General features: G+C 32.9%; 19 protein-coding genes. 18 read left to right on the top strand and 1 reads right to left on the bottom strand.

Features of this window, described 5'->3' with window-relative positions; translation table 11 throughout:
- Positions 1 to 19 precede the first annotated feature (19 nt).
- The 4 genes from rimO to CVU84_04440 are packed head-to-tail and all read left to right on the top strand — an operon-like array spanning position 20 to position 4,670.
- Positions 20 to 1,363, top strand: coding sequence for a 30S ribosomal protein S12 methylthiotransferase RimO (rimO, locus tag CVU84_04455; protein ID PKM96055.1), 1,344 nt, complete (start codon positions 20 to 22; stop codon positions 1,361 to 1,363).
- Positions 1,347 to 1,880 (top strand): CDP-diacylglycerol--glycerol-3-phosphate 3-phosphatidyltransferase, encoded by a 534-nt coding sequence (gene pgsA / locus CVU84_04450; GenBank protein ID PKM96054.1) that lies wholly within the window; start codon positions 1,347 to 1,349, stop codon positions 1,878 to 1,880. The genes rimO and pgsA overlap by 17 nt, the downstream gene beginning before the upstream one ends.
- Positions 1,881 to 1,909: 29 nt before the next feature.
- On the top strand, positions 1,910 to 3,148 hold the full coding sequence (locus tag CVU84_04445) for a competence/damage-inducible protein A (GenBank protein ID PKM96053.1): 1,239 nt from the start codon (positions 1,910 to 1,912) through the stop codon (positions 3,146 to 3,148).
- 46 nt (positions 3,149 to 3,194) lie between these two features.
- Entirely contained in the window at positions 3,195 to 4,670 is a 1,476-nt protein-coding gene (locus tag CVU84_04440; protein PKM96052.1) for a hypothetical protein, read from the top strand.
- 134 nt (positions 4,671 to 4,804) lie between these two features.
- Here the strand turns inward: CVU84_04440 and CVU84_04435 are convergent, their stop codons facing one another.
- Positions 4,805 to 5,098, bottom strand: a complete 294-nt coding sequence (locus CVU84_04435) for a stress responsive protein (protein PKM96132.1) — start codon at positions 5,096 to 5,098, stop codon at positions 4,805 to 4,807.
- A gap of 226 nt (positions 5,099 to 5,324) precedes the next feature.
- Between CVU84_04435 and CVU84_04430 the strand changes: the two genes are divergently transcribed.
- The 14 genes from CVU84_04430 to CVU84_04365 all read left to right on the top strand — a co-directional run bounded on the left by CVU84_04430 (position 5,325) and on the right by CVU84_04365 (position 18,614).
- A complete protein-coding gene (locus CVU84_04430) occupies positions 5,325 to 6,203 on the top strand; it encodes a YicC family protein (GenBank protein PKM96051.1) in 879 nt (292 codons plus the stop codon).
- A gap of 6 nt (positions 6,204 to 6,209) precedes the next feature.
- Positions 6,210 to 6,467 carry a hypothetical protein gene (locus CVU84_04425; GenBank protein ID PKM96050.1) on the top strand — a complete coding sequence of 86 codons (258 nt, stop codon included), beginning with the start codon at positions 6,210 to 6,212 and terminating at the stop codon, positions 6,465 to 6,467.
- 9 nt (positions 6,468 to 6,476) lie between these two features.
- On the top strand, positions 6,477 to 7,109 hold the full coding sequence (locus CVU84_04420; GenBank protein ID PKM96049.1) for a guanylate kinase: 633 nt from the start codon (positions 6,477 to 6,479) through the stop codon (positions 7,107 to 7,109).
- Positions 7,110 to 7,111: 2 nt separating this feature from the next.
- A complete protein-coding gene (locus CVU84_04415) occupies positions 7,112 to 7,327 on the top strand; it encodes a DNA-directed RNA polymerase subunit omega (GenBank protein PKM96048.1) in 216 nt (71 codons plus the stop codon).
- Between the two features lie 273 nt (positions 7,328 to 7,600).
- Entirely contained in the window at positions 7,601 to 9,841 is a 2,241-nt protein-coding gene (locus CVU84_04410) for a primosomal protein N' (protein ID PKM96047.1), read from the top strand.
- Positions 9,842 to 9,866: 25 nt separating this feature from the next.
- Entirely contained in the window at positions 9,867 to 10,322 is a 456-nt protein-coding gene (gene def, locus CVU84_04405; protein ID PKM96046.1) for a peptide deformylase, read from the top strand.
- A gap of 9 nt (positions 10,323 to 10,331) precedes the next feature.
- Entirely contained in the window at positions 10,332 to 11,267 is a 936-nt protein-coding gene (locus tag CVU84_04400) for a methionyl-tRNA formyltransferase (protein PKM96045.1), read from the top strand.
- A 42-nt stretch (positions 11,268 to 11,309) separates the two neighbouring features.
- The gene (locus CVU84_04395) at positions 11,310 to 12,665 is read left to right on the top strand and encodes a 16S rRNA (cytosine(967)-C(5))-methyltransferase (GenBank protein PKM96044.1); all 1,356 of its coding nucleotides are present in this window, start codon (positions 11,310 to 11,312) and stop codon (positions 12,663 to 12,665) included.
- Between the two features lie 3 nt (positions 12,666 to 12,668).
- Positions 12,669 to 13,715: a 23S rRNA (adenine(2503)-C(2))-methyltransferase RlmN gene (locus tag CVU84_04390; GenBank protein PKM96043.1), complete on the top strand. Its 1,047-nt coding sequence runs from the start codon at positions 12,669 to 12,671 to the stop codon at positions 13,713 to 13,715.
- A gap of 51 nt (positions 13,716 to 13,766) precedes the next feature.
- A complete protein-coding gene (locus CVU84_04385) occupies positions 13,767 to 14,495 on the top strand; it encodes a serine/threonine-protein phosphatase (GenBank protein PKM96042.1) in 729 nt (242 codons plus the stop codon).
- A 12-nt stretch (positions 14,496 to 14,507) separates the two neighbouring features.
- On the top strand, positions 14,508 to 16,436 hold the full coding sequence (locus CVU84_04380; GenBank protein PKM96041.1) for a hypothetical protein: 1,929 nt from the start codon (positions 14,508 to 14,510) through the stop codon (positions 16,434 to 16,436).
- Positions 16,436 to 17,314, top strand: coding sequence for a ribosome small subunit-dependent GTPase A (gene rsgA, locus CVU84_04375; GenBank protein PKM96040.1), 879 nt, complete (start codon positions 16,436 to 16,438; stop codon positions 17,312 to 17,314). Before CVU84_04380 ends, rsgA begins: the two co-directional genes overlap by 1 nt.
- A 1-nt stretch (position 17,315) precedes the next feature.
- Positions 17,316 to 17,963 carry a ribulose-phosphate 3-epimerase gene (locus CVU84_04370; GenBank protein PKM96039.1) on the top strand — a complete coding sequence of 216 codons (648 nt, stop codon included), beginning with the start codon at positions 17,316 to 17,318 and terminating at the stop codon, positions 17,961 to 17,963.
- A gap of 9 nt (positions 17,964 to 17,972) precedes the next feature.
- Positions 17,973 to 18,614, top strand: coding sequence for a thiamine diphosphokinase (locus CVU84_04365; GenBank protein PKM96038.1), 642 nt, complete (start codon positions 17,973 to 17,975; stop codon positions 18,612 to 18,614).

Here is an 18,614-nt window from a genome sequence, read left to right as displayed (position 1 = left end):
AATATTGGAGGCAAATTAATTGAGTGTAAAAATCTTTTACGTTTCACTAGGTTGCGACAAAAACTTAGTAGATAGTGAAGTTATGCTTGGAATGATGAATGAAGAAGGATATGTTATCACAAGTGAGGAACTAGAAGCAGATATTATTATTGTTAACACGTGTAGTTTTATTCATGACGCTAAAGAAGAAAGCATTGAAACTATATTAGAAATGGCAGAATATAAAGAAACGGGTAATTGTAAAGGGTTAATTGTTGTAGGGTGTTTAACAGAAAGGTACAAAGACGAACTACTGGCAGAAATGCCGGAGGTAGATGGAATTCTAGGAACCTCAAATTACGATGAGATTGTCACTACAATTAAAAAGGTGTTAGATAAAGAAAAGGTCAGTTCGTTTAAAGATATTAACTATTCTCCAGAAGCATATTTAAAAAGAATGTCGAGTACAACAACTGCATATGCTTACTTAAAAATAGCTGAAGGCTGTAACAACAATTGTACTTACTGTATCATACCTCAATTGAGAGGGAATATTAGAAGTAGGCATATTGAGAGTTTAGTTGAAGAAGCAAAACATTTAGTAAAACAAGGCAAAAAAGAAATTATCTTGGTAGCGCAAGACACAACAAAATATGGCATCGATCTATATAAAGAAAAAAAGTTACCTGAGTTGATCAATGAGTTATGTAAAATTGAAGGTTTGGAATGGATTAGATTGCTTTATTGCTATCCAGAAGACATCACTGATGAACTCATTGAAGTAATGAAAATACAAGATAAGGTTATGAAATATATTGATATACCGATACAACATATTAACGACAGTATATTGTCAAATATGGCTAGAAAAAGCAATAAAAGAACGATTATAAATGTCATAACAAGGTTGAGGAATCAAATCCCGAATATTTGCATTAGAAGTTCATTAATTGTAGGGTTTCCTGGTGAAACAAAAGAACAATTCGAAGAATTAAAAGATTTTGTAAAGGAATATAAGATTGATCGCCTTGGGGTTTTCACATATTCCTTAGAAGAGGGTACGAAAGCTGCGACAATGAAAGGTCAAATTAAAGAAGCAGTAAAAAAATCACGTAAAAAAGAATTGATGCTTGCTCAGCAAAATATATCGCTAGAAAAGAACAAAAGCATGGTAGGTGCAACGCTAGATATTATGATTGAAGGATATTTGCCAGATGATAAGATTTATTGCGGAAGGTCATATATGGATGCACCAAATGTTGATGGGGTTGTCTTTGTAGGTTGTGAATATGAACTGTTGACAGGTCAAATTGTAAAGGTTCAAGTAAATGAAGCAAGTGAATATGACTTAATAGGAGAGATAAAAGATGAATATAGCAAATAAGTTAACGATGTTAAGAGTGATACTAATACCATTTTTTTTGATTGTTTTATATGTATTCCCTGAAAATTATGCAAACTATGTGGCAGTTAGTATTTTTATCATTGCGAGTGCAACAGATTGGTTAGATGGATATTTAGCTCGTTCTATGAATCTTGTCACTAATTTTGGGAAGTTTATGGATCCCCTGGCTGATAAGCTTTTGGTATCAGCAGCTTTAGTTTATCTAGTAGAAACAGGTGATATTGCTGCATGGATTGTTATTGTAATCATCAGTAGGGAATTTGTTATTAGTGGTGTAAGATTACTAGCAGCAACTTCAGGCAAAGTGATTGCGGCAGGTTGGTGGGGCAAAATTAAAACCTTTACAACTATGATAATGATTATTGTTGTGTTATTTCAATTTCAATTTAAATATATAGAATATATCGAGCTAGTACTAATCTATGCATCACTTATATTAACAATTATATCTGCACTTGATTATATCGTTCAGAACAAAGAAGTTTTTAAAGAATAGAATTTAACTCATATTATGGAGGGATATTTGTGATTGCAGAAATTATTTGTGTTGGAACAGAGCTATTATTAGGTGACATATTAAATACAAATGCCCAATATTTAAGCAGAAGACTAGCTGACTTAGGTGTATCTGTATATTATCAAACTGTTGTAGGTGATAACGAAAATAGACTAATTCAGGCCATCAATTATGCAAAAAACAGAAGTGATTTAATTATACTTTCTGGTGGCTTAGGACCAACAAGCGATGATATTACCAAAGAAACTGTAGCTAAGGCGCTAGGCTTACCACTTAATATGAATAAGGATCAAGAAAAAAAACTTAAAAAATTCTTTGCGTACAGAGATATACCAATGTCAAATAATAATTTGAAGCAAGCTTTCATACCCGAAGGTGCAATCATTCTAAATAATAACAATGGTACAGCACCGGGAGTATTAATAGAAAGTTGTGAAAAAATCTTTATTATTTTGCCAGGACCTCCAAATGAGCTTATTCCAATGTTCGAAGAAAGTGTAGTTCCATATATTAAAAAATCATCCAAAGATTGTATCGTGTCAAAAACATTGAAGCTTATTGGAATTGGTGAAAGTACTGCCGCTGAGCTGGTTCAAAATATGATTGATGAACAAACAAACCCATCTATTGCTCCATATGCTAAACTTTCTGAGGTGCATTTTAGAATTACGGCAAGAGCCAATAATACAAATGAAGCGCTGAAACTGATTGCATCATCTGAAATAGAAATGAGAAAGCAGTTAAATAAGTATATCTATACTACTGATGAAAAAGAGCTAGAAGAAATTATTGTAGAACTTCTTAATACTTATAATCAAACTATTTCAGTTGCTGAATCATGTACAGGTGGATTATTTGCAAGTATGTTAGTCAATTGTCCAGGAGTATCAAAGGTATTCAAAGATGGGAAAATTGTATATTCAAATGAATCAAAAATAAGAGAATTGGGTGTCGACAAAGACTCCATAGATATTTATGGTGCAGTTAGTAAACAAGTAGTAAAAGAAATGGCATTAGGTATTAAAGAAAGATCCCAATCTGATATAGGGATGGCAATATCAGGAATAGCAGGTCCTTCAGGTGGTACAGAAGATAAGCCAGTTGGATTAGTTTATATCGCCATAGCTTACAAGGATCAAACCTTTATTAAAAGATTGCAATTAAATGGTAATCGTATGAAAGTTCGTACAAATGCAGCTAAGCAAGGACTGATATTTCTTTACCAAGTGCTAAAGGAGTTAAAATAATTTAACCGATGTGCAAGCAATTATAAAGTGAGGAGGTAATTGAGAAATGTTAAAGGCATTCCTATGTAAGACAACTATTCTTTCTTTCATTTTAATAATGTTATTATCATTATCAGGTTGTAAATCATTTATAGAACCTAGTAATAAATCATCAAAAGATGATGACGACGATTCGGTTGAGGTATCCTCTGATGATTTAGACAATGAATCTCTTGAAAACTTTCGGGATGTCAATACATATGATGATGCTCCTGCTAAAAATGTAACCGAAGAGGCAACAGAGGTAATTGACTTTGCGAAAGGGTTTTATACCAATTGGTTTAAGATGAGGAATTCAGTTGAAGAAGATGGTGAAATCCTATATAAAGATTTCAAAATAGAAGATCCGGATTATGAAGGTTTTTATGATTTAGATTATCCTTCATTTTATGAAAGATATGCTTCCTCTGATGAAAAGGAAGACCCAGACTATTATTCAATGGATTTGATTCAATCAGATGTTCCAAGCGATTATTATAGTATGCCTAAAACCTGGGATAGTGTAAAGATTTTATCTGGTGGTGATGGTTTCTATAAGATAGGAGCAGTGTTCACATTTGAAGGATTTACTTATGAAAATGGTTACGATTATGACAAACGATATAAAAACAAGTATTATGGTACGTTAACAGTAATAAAAGAACAAGATGGTTGGAAGGTTGATAGTTGGACGACCTATGCACCTTGGGACTTATATGAGGACTATAGAAAGTCTGATAAGTTTTTGCAATCATTTGAAGCAAAACTTGAAGGTAAATCTCAAGAAGTAGATACAATTATTGACGCTGATGTAACAGAGAATTCAGATGGTGTAGTTGTAGAGAGTTCAATCATAATGGATGAAAGTGAGGGGGCGGCTTCTTCACCAGGTACAGATTTAGACCTGAAAAGTATCATCAAGGAAAATGATTCGAAGACGGTTGCAATTTTAGGTGATACTTCGCAAGGCTCTGGATTCTTTCTGTGTGAAGGTATCGTTGTTACGAATGTACATGTAATACATAAGCAAAAGAGTTTAACTGTAAGATTAGTTGATGGTACGGAGCTTGAAGTTGCAGGCGTTGTAGTCTTAAATCCATCCATTGATATAGCAGTACTAAAACTAAAAGAAAAATTCGGAGAGCCAGTTAAGCTAGGAAACCCAGATGCTATGACAAAGGCAGATGAAATTGTTGCTATTGGTAGTCCCATGGGATTATTCAATACGGTTACAATCGGATTGTTTCAAAATATAATAGTTGATGGCGATGCAAGAATATTACAATCTAGCCTACCATTAGCACCAGGAAATAGTGGTGGTCCGTTATTCAATAGCAAAGGCGAATTGATAGGTGTTAATACATCAATCGTAGAAGGATATGCAGATATATCATTTGCCATGTCATCTTATCATTTAGTAGATGTAAAAGAATCGTTGGACAGCATAGACTTCAAAAAAATCAAAGTTACAAAACTATCAGAAATTGATTGGGAAGAAAATTAAAAATTAATAGTTATGATGTAATGATTTTCAGTATAAAAAAACATCCTAAAAATGTCTTTTCAAAAAGCTAACTTTAGGATGTTTTTTATCATTGTAGTTAATTCTGCTAAAGTACTATAAAGAAGATATATATACTATATCTCATAATCAACAACAACACGATCTTTCACTACACTTCTAACATATTCACCAACTCTTTTATGCGCAGGATGAACAACATATGCATCTAAATCTTCCTTTGTAAGAAATTCAGAATACAATACCACGTCATGAGCTTGAGCGGTGACATTATAATTAAATCCAACCTCTAAAGCTTGAATAAAGTCGATTTCACATTTTAAATTTTCAAGTCTTTCCTTTAAAGCGTTCATAACAACTTCTTTAGATTCATCTTCATTGATGTTCCACATTACAATATGTTTAATCATTTTTGCGCCTCCGATATTATTTTTATTTATTATATCATACGAGGTATATAGCATGAAAGTCTCTCTTTAAAACCCGTTGAATTTTCAACTTTAATAAAGTATAATTGACAGATGTAATTAGAAAAGCGGCAGTCAGGTAAAGTAGATGATTTTCTTGACTAAGTTGTTGGGTTGGGTTATAATATACTATCTGTGCAAATTATTAAATACGAAATGAGTTGATTACATGATAAAGAGTATGACAGGCTTTGGAAGAGGCGAGTTTGAAAAAGATAAGAGAAAAATAATTGTTGAAATGAAATCTGTTAATCATAGGTATTGTGAAGTTAACGTAAGAATGCCAAGAAAGTTAGGCTTTTTAGAAAACGAAGTCAGAAGCTATGTCAAGCAAAAATTATCAAGAGGAAAAATTGATGTATTTATTTCTTATGAAGACAACTCAGACAAACTAGAAAATATCAAGTTTAATGCTGAATTAGCCAAAGAATATTTGAAGTATTTCGAACTGATTAGTGAAGAATTTGATCTTGAAAATGACATAAAAGTATCTCATATGACAAGATATCCAGATGTATTGGTTGTAGAAGAGCAAGATGATGATCAAGAAGAGCTTTGGAGTATACTAAAGGGAGCATTAGACAATAGTAGCGATCAATTAATTGAAACTAGATCTATTGAAGGAAATCTTCTTAAAGAAGATATGTTAAAAAAATTAGATATTATGTTCCAAGCGCTGAATGAAATCAAAGAGAAAGCACCCCAAATTGTAGTGGCTTACAAAGAAAAATTAGAATCTCGAATTAAAGATTTGTTGGAAAATGCCTCTGTAGATGAGTCAAGACTAGCTCAAGAAGTAGCGATTTTTGCTGATAAAGCTTGTATTGATGAAGAAATCGTAAGACTGATTAGTCATATCGAACACATGAAAAATTCTTTTGCTACGGATGTTCCTATTGGCAGAAAGCTTGATTTTTTAACTCAAGAAATGAACAGAGAAGCGAACACAATATTATCAAAGGCAAATGCGATTGATATATCAAACCAAGCATTAGATTTAAAGACAGAAATTGAAAAAATTCGAGAACAAATTCAAAATATAGAGTGATATCATATGAATAATAAACAATTTATTAATATCGGTTTTGGTAGTGTAGTGATGGTGGATAAGGTGATTTCAATCGTTAATCCAGAATCCGCACCAATCAAAAGAATGATTCAAAGTGCTAGAGAACAAGATAAGCTTATAGATGCTACTTTTGGTAGAAAAACTAGAGCTGTTATTATTATGACTACTGGTCATATTATGTTATCTGGCATACAAGTAGAAACAATAGTAAGCAGATTGGAAAATAATGACGAAAAAAGATAGGAAAATCATATGAAAAGAAAAGGTATACTTATTATTATTTCAGGTTTTTCAGGTGCTGGTAAAGGAACAATCGTTAGGAAGCTGATTGAAAGCAATTTATTTTCCTTATCAATTTCTGCAACTACTCGCAAAGCAAGAGTAGGCGAAATAGAGGGGGAACATTATTATTTCATTGAACAAGAAGAGTTTGAAACAATGATCGAAAATGATGAGCTTATTGAATGGGCTTCTTATTGCGATAATTATTATGGAACACCAAGAAAATATGTAAATGAGAAATTAAAAAACGGAAATGATGTTATACTGGAAATTGAAATGCATGGGGCATTGCAGGTAAGAAACAAATACCCGGATAGTTTACTGGTTTTTGTAACAGCGCCTACCGCCCATGAAATTAAACAGCGACTCATACATCGTGGCACAGAAACACCTGATATTATTAGAAAGCGTTTAGAAAAATCTTATCAGGAAATTGATGCGATTGACGATTATGATTATATCGTTATAAATGATGGTTTAGAAGAAAGTGTAGCTCATATCCATGGGATTATTGTTGCTGAACATGAAAGAGTTACTAGAAACAAAGATATTAAAAAGAAGTTTAAAAAAGAATTTGAAGAACTCTTGAAAGGAGATAATTAAAAATGTTACATCCATCGTATACAGATTTAATGAGTACAATTAATAAGAGAAATTTAACAAAAGATCAACTTGTAAGTAGATATTCAATTGTTATTGCAACTGCCAAGAGAGCTAGACAGCTTGTTGATGGTGAAGAGCCACTGATAAGTAAGAAGTCCCCTAGACCGTTAACAAATGCTGTTTGGGAGCTTTATGAAGGTTTTATTGACGTAGTTTAGTTGTGAAAGCTTATTTTGATTTGTTAAGCCCTTACGATTTTTGTGAGGGCTTTTACTTCGTTCGAGTACATATCCAAAGCTTAATAGTAAACTAGAAAAAATGAAGAAGCTCAAGTGCATTCTACATTGTTTGCCTAATATCATTGTGGTATAATATTCATTATGATATTTTATTACATATTGATTATACAGAAAAGTTTATCGTAAAATGAAAAACGATTACGTAAGACTGGATCTTTGCCAATAGTAAATAGAAAGAATGGATGAATACCAATGAAAAAATATGCCAATGTTATTTTAGAAATATCCACTAAAAGCTTAGACAGACCATTCACATATCTAATACCTGAAGCCCTACAAGGTTCAGTAGATGTTGGCAGTATAGTAACAATTCCGTTCGGACCATCTAATCGAGATGTAAAAGGATATGTTGTTTCACTAACTGATCAAATACAATTTGATGAAGCAAAACTCAAATCCATTACCAATGTCAATTCAAGTGTCAACGTTGAAAGCGATTTAATTAAGCTTGCTTACTGGATGCAAAGACGTTATACCTGTGGCATGCAAGCAGCATTAAAAAGTATGATACCCTCTAGCCAGGAATTGAATAAGAAGTACAGCAGAAAAATCAAAAGAAATATCTCGTTAGAAGCTCTTCAAAAGCTAATTGAAGAGAACAATTCTAATATGAAATGGAAAACTAAAATATTATTTTTTAATTTACTTATAAATCATGATGAAATGCTTGAAAAAGACATTTTACAAGATACAGGAATTTCTAAATCGGTCTTAAAAACTCTAGAGAAAAACGGGTTTATACAAATCGAAGACCATGAAGCATATCGTAATCCATTTAATTCATTAAAAATGAATAAAACTGAGAAGATAATGCCAAATTACAATCAACAAAAAGCAATCTATAAAATTGAAAGCGCTGTCCGAGACGGTAAGAATGAGGTCTTTTTGCTTCATGGTGTGACTGGCAGTGGAAAAACTGAAGTATATATGCAGGTAATAGAACAAGTGATTTCAGAAGGTAAACAAGCGATTGTTCTAATTCCAGAGATAGGCTTAACACCGCAAACAGTGAGTAGATTTATTGGAAGGTTTGGAGATATTATTGGTGTACTTCATAGCAAATTATCTCAAGGCGAAAAGTATGATCAATGGAGAAAGGCTAAAGAAGGAAAAATCTCAATTATGATTGGCCCTAGATCGGCAATTTTTGCACCTTTTGAAAGATTAGGAATTATCATTATTGATGAAGAGCATGAAATGACCTATAAATCTGAAATGCCTCCTAAGTATCATGCGAGAGAAGTAGCGATAAAAAGAAGTAGTATGTCAAGCTGTCCTGTCGTATTAGGTTCTGCAACACCTTTAATAGAAAGTTACTACAAAGCGTTAGATGGAAAATATACGTTACTCGAGCTTACAGATAAGGCTATAGAAAATGCTTCATTGTCAGTAGACATTGTTGATATGCGAGAAGAATTACTATTAGGAAACAAATCTATATTAAGCCATTCACTAAAAACAAATATAGAGGCTGCTTTAAATAGAAAAGAACAGATCATATTATTTATCAATCGTAGGGGTCACTCAAGCTTTGTATCTTGTAGAAAATGTGGATACGTGGTAAAATGTCCAAGTTGTGACATTCCATATACGTATCATTCTAATCAAGAAAAAATGATTTGTCATTATTGTGGGAATACAATTAATAAAATAATAATATGTCCCAACTGTACATCAAAATATATAAAAGAATTTGGAATTGGTACTCAAAAGGTAGAGAATTATATAAAGAATGAGTTCAAAAATGCGAAAGTACTTAGAATGGATTTTGATACTACATCACGGAAAAACGATTTTGAAAATATCCTTGGACAATTTGAAAATGGTGATGCGGATATTTTAATCGGTACACAGATGGTAGCTAAAGGACATCATTTTGAAAATGTTACTGTGGTTGGTGTAATAGCCGCGGACCTATCTTTGTATATCAATGATTTTAGAGCTTGTGAAAGAACCTTTCAATTAGTAACACAAGTAACTGGAAGAACAGGTAGAGGAGCAAAAAAGGGCAAGGCTATCATTCAAACCTATTCACCAGACCATTATAGCTTGCAATGTGCAATGGAACAAAATTATAAAAAGTTCTATCATAACGAGATCATGTTTAGAGAAATGATGGGATATCCTCCATTTTCTAATATAGCAACAATTTTAATGAGTTCAAAAGATGAAGCTGCCTTGATACAAGATGCGATGCAATTAAAGCATTTAATCATGAAATTAATTGATCAAAAAGAGTTGTTAGTACTAGGACCAACACCAGCTAATGTTTCTAAACTAAAAAACGCTTACAGATGGCGCATTATTATAAAATCAAAAGAATACAAGGCATTAAATCAGTTGCTATATGAATTAAATACAATGATTCTTAAGGATAATTTATGGCAACATATGACAATAAATCTTGACATCAATTCTATGATGTCCAATTAATATAAAAACTTCTAGGAGGTTCGAAATGGCAATTAGAAAAATACGTACAGATGATGACCCAATTTTAAGGAAAATATCCAAACCAGTACATGAAATAACCCATAATGTAAAAACATTAGCTGGAGATATGCTTGATACGATGTATGAAGCGGAAGGTGTAGGGTTAGCAGCACCACAAGTTGGTTTATTAAAAAGGCTTGTTGTTATTGATACAGGGGAAGGCCCGGTTGTTATGATCAATCCTGAGATTGTATATCAAGAAGGAGAACAAGTTAATCAAGAAGGATGTTTAAGTCTTCCAGGAAAAGCTGGCGAAGTAACTAGACCAGCAAAAGTAAAAGCGCAAGCGCTGAATCTAGATGGAGAGATATTTACAATTGAAGGTGAAGATCTGCTAGCTAGAGCAATTTGTCATGAAATTGACCATTTAAATGGAATACTTTTTACTGATATAGCAAAAAACATTACAGAAGAAGAATAAGGTGATGAAATGAAAATTATTTTTATGGGAACTCCAGATTTTTCAGTACCCACACTTAAAACATTAATTGGCTCTGAGCATGAACTTATTGCTGTTGTAACACAACAAGATAAGCCTAAGGGAAGAGGCAATAAGCTGTCTCATACACCCGTAAAAGAGGTTGCACTAGAGTACAATATACCTGTTTTCCAACCAAAAAAGGTTAGGGAAGCTGAATTCATTCAACTTTTAACGGAATTACAACCAGATGTAATTGTTGTTATTGCTTTTGGACAAATACTACCAAAAGCATTATTAGAGATTCCTAAATTCGGTTGCATTAATGTGCATGCATCCTTACTGCCGAAATATAGAGGAGCAGGCCCAATACAATGGTCTGTTATGAATGGTGAAAAGGAAACTGGCCTAACGACAATGTTTATGGATATCGGGTTAGATACTGGTGATATGTTATTAAAAGAAGCAATTGAGATAGATAAGGATGAGACTGGAGGAAGCCTACATGACAAATTGAGTATATTAGGCGGACCTTTATTAATACGTACCTTGAAGCAGTTGGAAGAGGGTTCAATAACAAGAATCTGCCAAGATCATCAAGCTGCTAGTTATGCACCTATGTTATCAAAGGAATTAGGTAAAATAAATTGGAACAATAGTGCGATAGAAATTGAAAGATTAATTAGAGGATTAAACCCTTGGCCAAGTGCCTATACTTATTACGAGGATAAAATGCTTAAAATATGGAAAGCAGAGCTTGTAACTGTCAATGACAATACCATCAAAGCAGGTACAATCATTGATATTGTTAAAAATGAAGGTTTTATTATTAAATGTAACGAAAATGCTCTTTTTATAAAAGAACTTCAACTACAAGGTAAAAACAAAATGGATGCAGCTTCTTTTTTAAGAGGTGTTACATTAAATGTTGGTTATAATTTTAATTAAGTAAGGTGCAAACATCAACCATTTGAAGTTAATAAATATAGTTTGGAGATGATAACAATTAATTTAAGAAACGTATGCTTAAAAATCTTAGAAGAACTAGAAACGAGCAATATATTTATAAATGATGCATTAGAAGGCCACTTTAATATGCTTACATTAACACAACAAGAAAAAGCCTTTATAAATCGAGTTATTTATGGAACAGTGGAATATGAAATTAAGATAGATTATATTATCAATCAGTTTTCTAAGGTGAAAACGAACAAGTTAAAAAAACCAATTCTACTTATTCTCAGAATGTCTATATATCAGATGCTCTTTATGGAGCATGTACCTCATAGCGCTGCCATTGACGAAAGTGTTAAGCTAGTTAAAAAACGTAAGATGGTTAATTTAGCTGGATTTGTAAATGGTGTTCTGCGAAATGTTTCAAGAAACATAGCTTCTATAAATTATCCAAATGAGGATATCAGTAAATCAGAATATTTATCAATCATGTATTCCTTTCCAAAATGGTTGGTGGAATATTTGCTAGAGCAATATGATTACATCATCGTTAGGGAAATACTTGAAGATAGTTTGAAAATTCCGAGATTATGTATTCGTCATAATGCTATAAAGGGTTCAAGAGACGAGCTACTCAAAAGCTTAGCGGAAGATCAACTTATAGTTTCTGAGGGACACCTTTTACCTTATGCTTATTATTTAGAAGGTGTAGGTGCAATTAAAAACTTGAAAGCTTTCCAGAAAGGTTTGTTTCAAGTTCAAGATGAAAGTTCAATGTTAGTAGGTGAAATCGCAGGTCCAAAGGACAGTGACGTAATCTTAGATGTTTGTGCCGCCCCAGGGGGGAAGACCACACATTTGGCACAAATGATGCACAATAATGGTAAAATCTATTCTAGAGATTTATCTGACCGCAAGATTTTAAAGATTAAAGAAAATTGTTCAAGACTAGGAATTGCAAATGTAGAAATTTCTAAACAAGATGCAACAGTTTCAGATTTAGACTTGGAAAATAAAGTAGATATCGTTCTAACCGACGTTCCTTGCTCTGGTCTTGGTATTATTAAGAAGAAGCCGGATATAAAATATAATGTTTCTCTAGAGGGTATTTCTAGCTTAATTAAAGTTCAAAGAGAGATATTAAATGTTGCAAGTAAATACGTAAAAATTGGCGGAGTATTGATCTACAGTACTTGTACAATCAATAACTGGGAAAACGGCAAAAATATTGAGTGGTTCTTAGACAATAATTCTAACTATGAGCTAATTCCAATTGATTATGAGCTAAAAAACGGACTAAATACAGCGAAAGACAAAGGTTTTTTGCAATTGCTCCCGATAAATGAAGTATCAGATGGTTTTTTTATTGCAAAAATGAAAAGGATGGCATAAAATATGAGTAGATTAATAGATATTAAATCTATGGATTTAGATGAACTAAATGAATTTATCTTATCTATAGGCGAAAAAAAGTACAGAAGCAGTCAGATATACACTTGGTTACATCAAAAAGGTGCACAATCTTTTGAGGAAATGTCAAATTTATCAAAAGAGCTAATTACAAAGCTTACAGATACCTGTAATATTGTTAACGTTGATCAATTAGATTGCTTAAAGTCAAAAGAAGATGGAACAAAGAAATTCCTTTTTGAACTTGATGATGATCAAGTAATTGAAAGTGTATTAATGTCATATAAGCACGGTAATTCAGTATGCATTTCTTCTCAAGTAGGCTGTAAAATGGGCTGCAAGTTTTGCGCATCCACAATTGGTGGATTGGTTAGAAATTTAAAACCATCAGAAATGTTAGAACAAATTTATGCGATTGAAAAAAACGCAGGCGAAAAAATATCTAATATTGTTGTAATGGGAACAGGTGAACCTTTTGATAATTACGACAACCTAATGAAATTCATTAAAATAATCAATTCAAAGGAAGGTAGAAACATAGGTCAAAGAAGCATTACTGTTTCAACCTGTGGTATTGTCCCTAGAATATATGATTTTGCTGATGAGAATACAGGCGTGAATTTAGCAATATCTCTTCATGGCGCAGACGATGAGGTTAGAGAGAAACTTATGCCTATCGTACATCAATTTACTTATGAAGAATTAATGGCTAGTTGTCAATACTATACAAAAACCACTAACAGAAGAATTACCTTTGAGTATAGTTTGGTCAAAGGAGTAAATGACACAAAAGATGATGCATATTTATTAACAAGAAGATTAAAAGGTATGTTATGTCACGTAAATCTAATACCAATGAATAAGGTAGAGGGAAAACCTTTTGAGAAAAGTGATGATGCTGCAGTGAAAAATTTTAAAAGAATTTTAGAAAGCAAAAAAATCACTACAACAGTTAGAAGAGCTTTAGGTGAAGAAGTAGATGCTGCCTGTGGACAGCTCAGAAGATCACATGTAGAAAAAAACAATAAATAATTCAGGTAAAACTTGAATCATATTGTTGGTTTAATATGTTTAGGAGGGATTATGAAAACATTTGGAATAACACACATTGGTCTTGTTCGAGAAATCAATGAAGACAATTATTTTATGTCAAAGGATCCTATTGGTATACTACCTAATCTCTTTATTATTGCAGACGGCATGGGTGGGCATAATGCAGGCGAAGTGGCGTCTAAGCTTGCTGTAGAAGAGTTTGTTGGCTATGTAAAAAAATGCTCAAGTGCTGAAACAACAGAAGAAATATTTATAAAAGCAACCCAATATGCTAACAATGTTATATATGAGAAATCAATACATACGAGTGAAATGAATGGCATGGGCACTACAATGGTAGCATGCTCTATAATTGATGACGTCCTATATGTGGCTAATATTGGGGATAGTAGACTATATGTTACAGACAATTCACTTAAACAAATCACGATTGATCATTCCTATGTTGAAGAACTAATTAGAGTTGGTGAAATAACTAGGGATGAAAGCATTCATCACCCAGCTAAAAACAAAATAACCAGAGCATTAGGCATAGCCCATCGTGCTGATCCAGATATCTTTAAACTAAGTACGAAAGAGCTTTCGAAAATTTTTCTTTGCTCTGATGGTCTTACTACCATGGTAAGGGATGAAAGAATATTCGAAATACTTAGCTCTAGTATGGAAATCAAAGAACAAGGTAATGTGTTAGTTAAAGAGGCTATAAAAAATGGCGGAACAGATAATATTACATTACTAATTATAGAGATCAAAAACTAGAAATGAGGTGAAATGATGATTAAAACGGGAATGTTGATTAATGATAGATATCAAATCATTGAAAAAGTTGGAACAGGCGGTATGTCAGAAGTATATAAAGCCAAATGTACAAAGCTTCAGAGATTTGTTGCAATAAAAATTCTAAGAGAAGAATATTGTTTGGATGAAGCTTTTGTAAAACGCTTTAAAGCAGAAGCTCAATCAGCTGCAAGTCTATCTCATAGTAATATTGTTAATATATATGATGTTGGGAATGAAAATAAGGTTCACTTCATAGTAATGGAATTCTTAGAAGGTAAAACCTTAAAAGAACATATTAAAGAAAAGGGTAACCTAGATGATGTCGAGACAATGAAACTATCTGCATGTATTGCTTCAGCATTAGAACATGCTCATGCAAATCATATTATCCATAGAGATATTAAGCCTCAAAACATTATTATAACCAATGACGGTAAAGTTAAGGTTGCAGATTTTGGTATTGCCAGAATCGCCACAGAATCTACAATAATCGTAAATGATGTTACTACAGGTTCCGTACATTATATTGCCCCAGAGCAGGCTAGAGGCGGTTTTTGTGATGAAAAAAGTGATATTTATTCGCTCGGTATAACGATGTATGAAATGGCAACAGGTGAAATGCCATATGTCGCTGATTCACCAGTATCAGTAGCGCTTAAGCATATTCATGATAGGCTTCCTCAACCAAGAGAAAAGAACCCTAATATTAGTAAAGCGCTAGAACAAATTATTATTAAAGCCACTCAAAAGAAACCTGAAATGCGATATCCTTCAGCTGAAAGTTTGTTAGAGGATTTGAAGAAAGCACAAGATTTCCCAAGTGAAGAATTTGTAAATATCAATAAATTCGAAGATGATTCTCCTACTTTGGAAATGTCAGCAGCGGATTTTGAACATATTAGAAAAGTTTCTGGTAAAGAAGAACTACCTAAACAAGAAAAAATGAATAAGTTGGTAGTATTCTTAGGGATATTAAGCGCAATGATTGTTGTAGGTATTATATTCTTTGTATCCTACAATGCTTGGACAAAAAGTCATTTAAAACCATCATCAAAAGAAATAGACATTCCAGTAGTGGTGGGCTTAACAATAGAAAATGCGAAGGCACAATTAGATGAAAAAGGTATAGAGTATAACGAAGAAACCTATGAGTTTTCTCCAGACCAACCTGAGAACTATGTTTTTAAACAATCTAAAACTGGTAAAGTTGCTACTGAAAAAGGGGAAAAGATTATTTTAGATTTGGTAGTTAGTAAAGGACAAGACGCGGCTACGGTGCCTGATGTTACGAATCTACCTTTTGATGAAGCAGAGAAAATTTTACATGATAGTGGATTTCAATCACGTAGACAAATGGAAAATCATGACGTAGTTCCCTTAGGTGAAATAATTAGGCAAGAGCCAGAAGCATTGAAATTAGCTGAACTTAATTCGGTAGTTACAATTTATATAAGTCAAGGTAAGGAAAAAGTTTTGGTAAAAATGCCTGATATTACATTGATTTCCGAAGCAAAAGGCCTTCAAATTTTAGAGGAAAAGGGTCTGGTAAAAGGAACGATTACTTATGTTCCAAATGATGTTGTTAAGAAAGGTGATATTATTGCTACTAATGTGGATGTAGGTAAAGAAATTGAATCTGGTTATGTTGTTAATATGGTTGTTAGTACAGGAAAATCATCCGTACAGAAACGAATCACGATAACAGATTTGTTGCCAGCCGATGCTACAAGTGGATTATTAGAAGTATATCTAATACCAGGTAATGGGGAAAGTAATATCGTCTACTCAAACACTGTTGTTAGAGATGATTTTCCAATTGTCGTTAATGTGAATGGTGCTGGAAAAGCAACCGTTGAGGTTTATTTAGATGGTGTAAAAGAATACACCAATACTGTTAATTTTGACGAGGTGGCTAATTAATGGAAGGCAAAATCATCAAGGGCATAGCAGGCTTTTATTATGTTCATGTACCAGGAGACGGTGTATATGAATGTAAAGCTAGAGGACTTTTTAGAAATCAAAATATAAAGCCATTGATTGGTGATAATGTAGTGATAGATATCTTAACCAATGAAGAAAAAAAAGGCAATATATTAGAAATAAAAACAAGAGAAAATCAGCTTATTAGGCCAACAGTGGCTAATATTGGACAAGTATTGATTGTTTTCTCGGTCAATCATCCAAAGCCAAATGTGAACTTGCTGGATCGTTTTTTAATTATGGTTGAAAGAGAAAACATTCCTGCTAGTATATGCTTTAACAAAATTGACACTTTAAATGAAGAAAGCACTGCAGAAATAAAAGTAACATATGAGCGTTTAGGTTATCCTGTCTTTACAACGAGTGCAAAATTAGGTAAAGGAATTGAAGGGTTGGTGCAAGCACTATATAATACCACCACTGTTTTTGCAGGACCATCAGGAGTTGGAAAATCTTCTTTACTGAACTTGATTCAAAAAGAAATACAATTAGAAACTGGTGAAATAAGCCAAAAAGCCCAAAGAGGCAAGCACACGACTAGACATGCAGAGCTAATTTGCTTTAAAGAAGACAGTTATGTTGTAGATACGCCTGGCTTCAGCTCATTGTCCCTAGATGAATTAATGCAGGATGAATTGAAAAATTATTTTGTTGAATTCACTGATTATAGTAATAGCTGTAAGTATCAGGGGTGTAATCATTTAAATGAGCCACATTGTGCGGTAAAGAATGCCTTACAAAAAGGTGAAATTTCTGAATCAAGATACAATAACTATGTATTAATTTATCAAGAATTAAAAGATATAAGGAGATGGTAAAATGATAAAAATAGCTCCTTCAATACTATCTGCTAATTTTGGCAGATTAGAGGAAGAAATACAAAAAATTTCAGAGGCAGGCTGCGACTATATACACATAGATGTTATGGATGGAGCTTTTGTTCCTAATATTACGCTAGGACCAATTGTTATTAAGGCCATTAGAAAATGTACTAAAAAAGTATTTGATGTACATTTGATGATAGAAGATCCTATAAGGTATATTGATGACTTCATTGCTAGCGGTGCGGATATCATAACTGTTCATTACGAAGGTGCAAATCATTTGCATAGATTAATATCAAGTATAAAAGAAAAGGGTGTTAAGGTAGGGGTTGCAATCAATCCTGCGACACCATGCTTAGCAATTGAACCAATATTGCCTATGATTGATCTTGTTTTAATTATGTCAGTAAATCCAGGCTTCGGTGGGCAAAGTTTCATAGAAGCATCTATAGGAAAGATTAAAGAGATGAAACTATTGATAGAAAAAACAGATTCAAGCTGTGTTATTCAAGTAGATGGCGGAATAACCTTAGAAAATGTTGAGCAAGTAGTCCAAGCCGGTGCACAGATAATTGTAGCAGGTTCAGCGATATTTGGTTCTCCGGATGTAACAGAATCCATACAAGCTTTTAAAAAGTATTAGGTAAACTATATGAAAACTATAATTGTTACCGGAGGATATCTGCCTTTAGATTTTTTAAAGGAACAAATAAAAAAAAGACAAGTAGAGCTTATTATCTGTGCAGATAGTGGTGCGGATGCTTTATATAATGCAGGTATATTACCAGATGTATTGTTAGGAGATTTTGATTCTGTTGATGAAGAAGTATTTAATTCCTTTGTTCAGCAAGGTATCAAGACAGTCAGGTTTTCTGCTGAAAAAGACTTAACAGATACGCATATTGCTATAAAATATGCAATCAAACAAGGTTCCAAAAAAATCATCATATTAGGTGCAACCGGATTGCGGATAGATCATACCTTAGCTAATATTTATATGCTAGAAAAATTTATACGCCATGCGCACCTAAAAATAGTCGACACAAAAAATTCAATAGAATTAGTAAGCGACGGAAGTAGCCGTATATATCATAAAAAGGATTATAAATATATCTCATTAATTCCTATTTCAAGAAAAGTTTACGGAGTTACAACAGAAGGTTTGAAGTACAAGCTTCAAGATGCAACACTTTTAAGAAATAGCTCCTTTGGAATCAGCAATGAAATACTAAGTGAACAGGGCGCCATTACTATAAAAAAAGGCCTGTTAGCAATAGTTCAATCAAATGATTAA

The sequence above is a fragment of the Firmicutes bacterium HGW-Firmicutes-1 genome (assembly GCA_002841625.1).
In the GTDB taxonomy this organism is placed as follows: domain Bacteria; phylum Bacillota; class Clostridia; order Lachnospirales; family Vallitaleaceae; genus HGW-1.
This window is presented reverse-complemented; position numbering and strand designations above follow the sequence as displayed.